Here is a 7,148-nt window from a genome sequence, read left to right on the forward strand (position 1 = left end):
TGGCTTGTCGTCCAGAGCCAGCCCAGGTGAACGAAGCGTATGGGGGTGCGTACCGCTGCGGGACGCAAGTTATCCATTGCTCCAGTCGACGGGTATGACGCTGGAGAGGGTGGTGGGCACGCGCGCGCCGTTTCCTGCGGGTGATCAGCTGTCGAGTGACGTCGCGTTCGAGCCGGTGCAGGATCTGGTCGAATTCGCCCCGTTGGCGTGGCGGGACGACGGGGATGTCGCGGCGGAGTTGCCGCCGTGCGGTCACAAGCTCGGATTCACCCACTGCCACCGGCGCGGACGCAGGTCGAGGCGGCGGACGGCATCGATCAACGGCGACAGATCACCAGCTGCGACATGAGTGCACCGTAATCGCCCCGGCCACGCACAAGACCGTCATTGCCCCTTCGCAGCGGCACCGGGCCGAACGACACCGACGTCGACATAGTCGGCAATAGCCAATGCGGCAGTGCCGAGCGTGGGGAGATGACCACAATCGAAGAACGAGCACCCGCAGGCGGCGCGAGCACTCCTCCCCGCACTCACGAACAGGAAGGCGGTGACCGATGACCACCGAAGAGCGCGGAGCCGAAGAGCGGACGCAGATCCCACCTGTCGACCACCGATGCACCCTGTACACGCCAGGTCACCATGTGCACCCCACGCAGGCCCGCACATCCACGCGCGGCATCCCGGTGTGCGTCCGGGTACAGCCCGATGGGCAGGTCGACATCGAAGGCTCCGGAATGTCGCTGGTGCGCTGGAACCACGATCCGCACCGGCTGAACAGCGCTCTACGTGGATCGGCAGGTAAAGCGCAATGGCGCACGCACGACGTGCTGGCCGTCCCGAGTGGACCATCCGACTCGATGCATCTGTTCAGCCTGGGACGCAACCGCTCCGCCTCCACCCGCTGTGCTGACAACACTCGACAGCATCAGCCCGAGCACCCCGACGATCGCAAGGACACCACATGAAAATGCGCACCCTGCTCGTCCTTCCAGCCCTGCTACTGATCGCCGCCTGCGGTGACAGTGGTAGCGAGGACACCGCCCCAACGCTGGCGCCCAGCCCGACCGACTCGACCGCAACGACCGAAGCGGGCACTGCGGAAGCTCAGGACGATTTCGGCGAGATGATGGAGGACGGTGCCCGCCGTCAAGTTCAAGAGCGACCGGACGACGCAGCACAACTGGCCAGCGACATGAAAGACGTTGTCGGCGGAACGCTCGCCGGCAGCGAACTGACCCCGGAGCTCGCTCAGCAATTCGCCAACGTGACCTGCCTGAGCGTCGACGTCGAATCCGGCCCCGGTGCCGTAGACACGGTCAAGGAGATGACGGCCGGCGACTTCGGGATCGACGAAGACCAGGCATCCGAGCTCGTCGACCTCGCCGTCGCGTACCGCTGCCCCGAACTCGCCTCGAAATAAGAAGTCGAAGCGATCACCAGCCAGGCGTTCGTGTACCGGGACGAGCAGGCCGCTGCGACAGCGTTGGCGGCGTATCGGGACGTCGTCGAGCGGTGCGTGTCCTGGCAGATGGGCGCTGGGGCTGCTGGTTACACCTTCGATGTGATCCAGAAAACCCTCGACGCTGCGGTCGGCGACGAGTCTGTTGCTCGCATGCAAACCACGGCCATGGTCCGGTATCCGGATGCGCCTGCGAGCTCGAGCTATTGGGTCAGCGCCCGGACGGGGACATCGATTGTGCAGGTCACCTATCGGCCGGGGTCGCTGCTCGGCAGCGGGCAAGGCAAGAGCCAGGCGGTCGAACTGGTGGGGGCTTCCCCCTGAGATGTGGACACCAATTCCTATGCGGCGGTGGCCAGCATAGCCGACTGCTGCTCGAACTCGATCGGACAGATCTGACCGAGAGCGGAATGCCTCCTTCGTGTGTTGTAGCGCGTGATCCAACGGAAGACCTCGGCACGCGCCTCACCCGCACCGTTCCAGTACTTCCGGCCCTGCAACGTCTCCCGTTTCAACGTTGCGTTCCACGACTCGGCAGCAGCATTGTCCGCGCTCGTTCCGACCGCACCCCGAGACCTGGTCACCCCCAGTTCACGGCACACGTCGGCGAACTCCTGCGAGACATATTGGGCGCCGTTGTCGGAGTGAAAGATCGCGCCGTCGAGGCCGGCGGCACCGCGGGCGGCGGCCGCCGCCCGGAGCGCGTCGGTGATCAACTCGGTGCGCATGTGCGGGGCGATCGACCAGCCCGCCAGCCGTTTCGAATGCAGGTCCAATACCGTTGCCAGATACAGAAATTTCCCGTCCCCGATCGGCAGGTAGGTGATGTCGCCGACGTACTTGGTGTTCGGTGCGCTCGCGGTGAAATCTCGCCGGATCAGGTCCGGCACCGGGGTCGCGGAGGGCGCGGGGACGGTGGTGCGGACGGTCTTGCGCAGGTGCACCCCGACGATCCCGTGCTCGCGCATCACCCGCTCCACCCGCTTGTGGTTCACCTCGAGCCCGGCGTCGCGCAGCTCGGCCGTGATACGCGGGGCACCGTAGGTGCCGTCGAAGTCGTCGTGGATGGCGCGGATCCGCGTCGCGAGCTCCTCGTCGGCGCGGGCACGTTCGGCCCGGGCAGGCGCGGCGGCGAGCCACCGGTAGAAACCGGATCGGGACACCTCGAGGATCTGGCACAGCCACTTCACCGGCGCGGTGTTGCGGTGGTCGTCGACGAACTGGAAGCGGCTCACCAGTTGGTCTCGCCCGCGAAATATTTCGCGGCCCTCCGCAGGATTTCCCGTTCGGTCTCGAGCTTGCGGATCTGGGCTTTGAGCTGCCTGTTTTCTTCCTCCAACACGGACTCGGACGATATCTCGCCCGCCGGCCCCGGCTTCCGGGGCCGGTCCGCTGCGGACGCAGCGCCGGTGCGTTGGCGTTCGGCGCGGACCCAGTTGCGCAGGGTCTCACGGCTGATCCCCAGGTCCTTGCCGATGCCCTCGAAGGTGTGGCTCGGGTCGGACAGGTACAGCGCGACGGCATCGGCCTTGAACTCCGCCGAGTACGCCTTCATCGCCATCTGTGACATCACTTCCTCTGGATCCTCACGATCCAGTGTTCAGGATGTCCACACTTGAGGGGGAACCCCCGTGGTGGCCGCCGCGCAGTTGGCGCAGACCCAGACCGGATGGGTAAGCGGTCCGCTACTTCTCGGCATGAGAACCAGACGGATCAGCCGCGCCGAAACGATGGTCTCGTTTCTCCTTCGCATCCATGCCGTATTCCAGCGCTGTGGACGAGTGCGGCCGGTTCGACTCCTCTCCCTGCCGTCGACGGCCGACGCAGGTCGGTTTCGCAGGTTCCGAAGCGCCAGACAGTTACGGCACACGGATGTTCCCGGCGTCGATACCTTCCTGGATTTGCTGAATGCACACCTCACGGGACTGCCCGGACTTGGCCATACACGTCTCGATGAACGCTTCGTCCTCGGTCGGGTACGGACGGTTCGTAGTGGTGGATGGTGTGGCATTGGGGTCGGGCATGACTGCGCCGGATGGATACCGGCACACCGTTCCGTCGCAGATGGGGGTGTTGGCCGCGACCTCCGCCTCAAGCACGCTGTCGTGTTGGGCCTGGCAGTAGTCGGAGTATCCGGTGACCGAACCGTCCGACCAGTACGTCTCGATCGGACCCAGTCCGATCTGGCACGAGACGATATAGGGCTCGGCGGCGGTTTCTGCCGGTGCAGGCTCGACAGGTACGGGCGGTGCCTGCTCCGGGGCGGGGTCGGTAGTGGTCACTGCCGCGGGAGTCGGCGGCGCTGTCGTGATGCTCGTGACCGAGGTCGACGACGGGATCCTGGTAGTAGTAGGGGCCGTCTCGTCCGGGCTACTGCACCCTGTCGCCATCGCGGCAGCGAACACGGCGGTACAGATCAAAGTCTTCATACCCGAGTACACCGGATTTCGCAGCATGTGTGTTAGCTCGCACCTCGCACAGGGCAGCGGTACCCAAGTCGCCGGCAACCTGCGCGCCCCGAACCTCGACCGTCGGCTCATCACCGAACTCGGCACCTGCCGGTTCCTCGAAACGGCGACGAATATGCTGCTCATCGGCCCACCATGGGAGCAGCCAGGCATTCTGCCCGGATCGAGCAGAGCTGGACCCATCCCGCAATTGCCGCCACCTGCGTTCCCGTGCTCGATGACCACACGATCGGCCGGTGCCAATTCACGCGCCCCTCATCGCAGATCCTCGCACCAGCGGAGGGAACCCGCCCCACACCCGACACCGGGCCGAGGCAGCGATCCTGCACTGATCGCCCGGCCCCTCGCATACGGACCGCGCATGTTTGGTCCGCCAGACGAAACGGCAGACACCGCCAGCCGCGCGGGAGTGTCCCTAGCTCCTCTGTCAAGCAGCAACGTCCATAAGTGATGATTGGTCTGCGACCATCGCTCGGAAGACGACGTCCGACAATCGGCGTTTGAGGACGCGGAGCGCTTCCATACCACCGTCGCCGCCGGCCTTCCGGCGAGCCAAGAGAGCGCGTGCGTCCTCGTGGCAACGCGCCTGAGTGAGCGCGATCCGGTGTATCGCGGCATTGAGTTGTCGGTTTCCCGTGCGTGAGAGGCGATGCCGAGCATGATTCGACGACCACACCGGTAGCGGTGCAGTTCCGTTGTGCCGGGCGAAGGCGTCCTTGGAACGGAACCGGTCGATACCGGCGGTCTCACCGATGATCTTCGCTGCAGTCAACGCGGCGCAACCCGGGATCGCCAGCAACGACGGCGCCAGCATCGTCGTCCGGGAAGTGATCTCCGCGGCGAGCTCATCGATCTCGACGGTGAGACGACGCAGGTGTCCCACAAGACGCAGAGACAAGTCCGCGACCAACCCGGAGAACGTCGCAACGTGCATCCCGATCTTGTCGAAAGCGCTGGTCCGATCCAGTTTTGTGGGCGGTCGCCAGGCTGGGTCGAGCTCGTGGAGATGCCACCGCAGTCGGGAAATGATGCGGGTGCGTTCGGCGACGAGGTCCTCCCGGTGGTCGACCAGCAATCGAATCTCGCGGTCTGTGCCGTCGAGGCGGGCTACGGGTAGATCCGGCTCGCGCAGTGCTGCGCGGGCGACTGCGAGAGCATCGATGGGATCGGATTTGCCGTAGGTGCGGGCAGCATCACGCGCGTTCGCCATCAGTTTCGGTGGTACCCGGACCACTCGTTCACCGGCGGCGAGCAGATCTCGTTCGAGTCGGCGGCTCAGGTGCCGGCAGTCCTCGATCGCCCAGAGGCGGTCGTCGGCTTGTCCGGTCGCCCACTGCAGCAGTGTCAGGTGGTCTTTGCTGGTGGTGCCAACGGTTTTCGTCGATAGGTGCCGCCCTGCCTGATCGGCGGCGACGGCGGTGTGGGTGCGCTTGTGCGCGTCGATTCCGATGACCATCATGATGGTATGTCTCCTGCCCAGGTAGCGGGTGGGTGGCAGGGGCCGGTCGATCGGCATATCCCAGTGGGGGCGACGCCACGCTCCTCTCAAGCCAGATCGGCCGGTCCACTTTGTATCGACCGGCCGCACTACGGACACAAGCCACGAAGGCGTAGATAACGGTGGAGCGAACCGGTCGACACCATCAAGCGTGACACTGGGATAAACGGTGGATCCGGCCTGGCATCGGTTAGTTGATGCGTCCTTCGAAAGTGATCGCGAAGGCGTTCAAGGCAGGCTTCCACCTCGTCGCCCATCGTGCCCTACCCCGACCGGTCGGGTCCAGCGCTCGGGTCGCGAGATAGAGGCACTTGAGGGCGGCCTGCTCGGTCGGGAAGTGCCCACGGGCCCGGATCGCACGCCGGTAGCGGGCATTGACCGACTCGATCGCGTTCGTCGAGCAGATCACGCGTCGGATCTCGACGTCGTAGTCGAGGAACGGGACGAACTCGCTCCACGCGTTGTCCCACAGCCGGACGATCGCCGGGTACTTCGGTCCCCACTTGGTGGAGAACTCGACGAATCGTTCCTTGGCCGCGGCCTCCGTCGGGGCCGTGTACACCGGTTTGAGATCCCGCGACATCTCGTCCCAATGCTGCCGCGGCGCGAACCGAAAAGTGTTGCGGATCAAGTGGATAACGCAAGTCTGCACGACAGCGAGTTCCCACACGGTGTTGATCGCCTCCGGCAGACCCTTCAACCCGTCGCACACGACGATGCACACATCGGCGACCCCGCGGTTCTTGATCTCGGTGAGCACCGCCAGCCAGAACTTCGCGCCCTCACCGCCGTCGCCGGCCCACAGCCCCAAGATGTCGCGCTCGCCGTTGACGGTCACGCCGATCGCGACGTAGATCGGCCGGTTGGTGACCTGCCCGTCGCGGATCTTGACGTGAATGGCATCGATGAACACCACCGGATACACCCGGTCCAGTGGCCGGTTCTGCCACTCGGTCATCTCCTCGAGCACCTTGTCGGTGATCCGGGAGATGGTGTCCTTCTTTCGCCGTCGCCCCGTAGATGCCGAAGGAAGTGCGCCGAGATCTCCCCGGTGGTCAAGCCCTTGGCGCTGAGCGAGAGCACGATCTCGTCGATCCCGGTCAGCCGGCGCTGCCGTTTGCGCACGATCTTCGGCTCGAAACTCGACTCGGTGTCCCGGGGGACCTCGATCTCGACGGGGCCGATCTCGGTCAGCACCGTCTTCGACCTGGTGCCGTTGCGGGAGTTGCCGCTGCCACGGCCGGCCGGGTCGTGCTTCTCGTAGCCGAGGTGCTCGGTCATCTCCGCGTCCAGCGCGGTTTCGAGCACGTTCTTCGTCAACTGCCCCAGCAGCCCGTTCGGGCCCATCAGCTCGATTCCCTGCTCCTTGGCCTGGGCCAGGAGTTGCTGCGCAAGCTGCTGCTGCTCCACCTCGTCCGCCATGGGCTCCAGTGTTTCCGTCATGGTCGTTCCTTCCCGCCAAGCGCGCTGCTCGGCGTGTCAGGCCAACCCGGATCCACCGTTGTTCAGACAGTCCCGCATCTGGGTGGTCGGCCCAATCATTCGTACGTACTATGTTACGTACGTTACGAATGGTGTTACGATGCTGGATACGGGACGTCATCGGGTCGGGAGGGCGAGGTCATGGCCGAGGAAGCCAGAGGGGGACGGCGCCGCGAATACGCCACCGACGCCGAGCGGGTACGGGCCTGGCGGCAGCGCCAGAAAGACAAGGCCCGCGCCC

At 65.3% G+C, this 7,148-nt stretch carries 7 protein-coding genes and 2 pseudogenes; 5 read left to right on the plus strand and 4 right to left on the minus strand.

Features of this window, described 5'->3' with window-relative positions; all coding sequences use genetic code 11:
• Positions 1-94: 94 nt before the first annotated feature.
• From AIIKEEIJ_RS27640 to AIIKEEIJ_RS27655, 4 genes are all read left to right on the plus strand, one after another.
• The gene (locus tag AIIKEEIJ_RS27640) at positions 95-349 is read left to right on the plus strand and encodes a hypothetical protein (protein WP_161996989.1); all 255 of its coding nucleotides are present in this window, start codon (positions 95-97) and stop codon (positions 347-349) included.
• A gap of 205 nt (positions 350-554) precedes the next feature.
• Positions 555-965 (plus strand): hypothetical protein, encoded by a 411-nt coding sequence (locus AIIKEEIJ_RS27645; RefSeq protein WP_161996990.1) that lies wholly within the window; start codon positions 555-557, stop codon positions 963-965.
• A complete protein-coding gene (locus tag AIIKEEIJ_RS27650; protein WP_161996991.1) occupies positions 962-1,420 on the plus strand; it encodes a hypothetical protein in 459 nt (152 codons plus the stop codon). Before AIIKEEIJ_RS27645 ends, AIIKEEIJ_RS27650 begins: the two co-directional genes overlap by 4 nt.
• Before the next feature lie 30 nt (positions 1,421-1,450).
• A complete protein-coding gene (locus AIIKEEIJ_RS27655; protein ID WP_161996992.1) occupies positions 1,451-1,783 on the plus strand; it encodes a hypothetical protein in 333 nt (110 codons plus the stop codon).
• 17 nt (positions 1,784-1,800) lie between these two features.
• Here the strand turns inward: AIIKEEIJ_RS27655 and AIIKEEIJ_RS27660 are convergent.
• Both AIIKEEIJ_RS27660 and AIIKEEIJ_RS27665 read right to left on the minus strand, forming a co-directional pair.
• A protein-coding gene (locus AIIKEEIJ_RS27660) for an IS3 family transposase (RefSeq protein ID WP_161996996.1) occupies positions 1,801-3,020 on the minus strand; the annotation gives its coding sequence in 2 pieces (ribosomal slippage) (positions 1,801-2,711 and positions 2,711-3,020; 1,221 coding nt in all).
• A 298-nt stretch (positions 3,021-3,318) separates the two neighbouring features.
• Positions 3,319-3,741, minus strand: coding sequence for a hypothetical protein (locus AIIKEEIJ_RS27665; protein ID WP_161996993.1), 423 nt, complete (start codon positions 3,739-3,741; stop codon positions 3,319-3,321).
• A gap of 232 nt (positions 3,742-3,973) precedes the next feature.
• Between AIIKEEIJ_RS27665 and AIIKEEIJ_RS34375 the strand changes: the two are divergent.
• A pseudogene (locus tag AIIKEEIJ_RS34375) lies at positions 3,974-4,063 on the plus strand (IS21-like element helper ATPase IstB); the annotation flags it as partial.
• A 291-nt stretch (positions 4,064-4,354) separates the two neighbouring features.
• Here the strand turns inward: AIIKEEIJ_RS34375 and AIIKEEIJ_RS27675 are convergent.
• Positions 4,355-5,386 (minus strand): IS110 family transposase, encoded by a 1,032-nt coding sequence (locus AIIKEEIJ_RS27675; protein ID WP_161996997.1) that lies wholly within the window; start codon positions 5,384-5,386, stop codon positions 4,355-4,357.
• 229 nt (positions 5,387-5,615) lie between these two features.
• Positions 5,616-6,868: pseudogene (locus AIIKEEIJ_RS27680) on the minus strand (IS256 family transposase).
• Positions 6,869-7,148 lie beyond the last annotated feature (280 nt).

The organism is Rhodococcus sp. YH1 (genome assembly GCF_009939605.1).
Classification (GTDB): Bacteria; Actinomycetota; Actinomycetes; order Mycobacteriales; family Mycobacteriaceae; genus Rhodococcus; species Rhodococcus aetherivorans.

Bases quoted from the DNA above. Each gene is read 5' to 3' on its own strand.
- AIIKEEIJ_RS27650 (WP_161996991.1), top strand. From the start codon at position 962: ATGAAAATGCGCACCCTGCTCGTCCTTCCAGCCCTGCTACTGATCGCC.
- AIIKEEIJ_RS27675 (WP_161996997.1), bottom strand. From the start codon at position 5,386: ATGATGGTCATCGGAATCGACGCGCACAAGCGCACCCACACCGCCGTC.
- AIIKEEIJ_RS27640 (WP_161996989.1), top strand. From the start codon at position 95: ATGACGCTGGAGAGGGTGGTGGGCACGCGCGCGCCGTTTCCTGCGGGT.
- AIIKEEIJ_RS27645 (WP_161996990.1), top strand. From the start codon at position 555: ATGACCACCGAAGAGCGCGGAGCCGAAGAGCGGACGCAGATCCCACCT.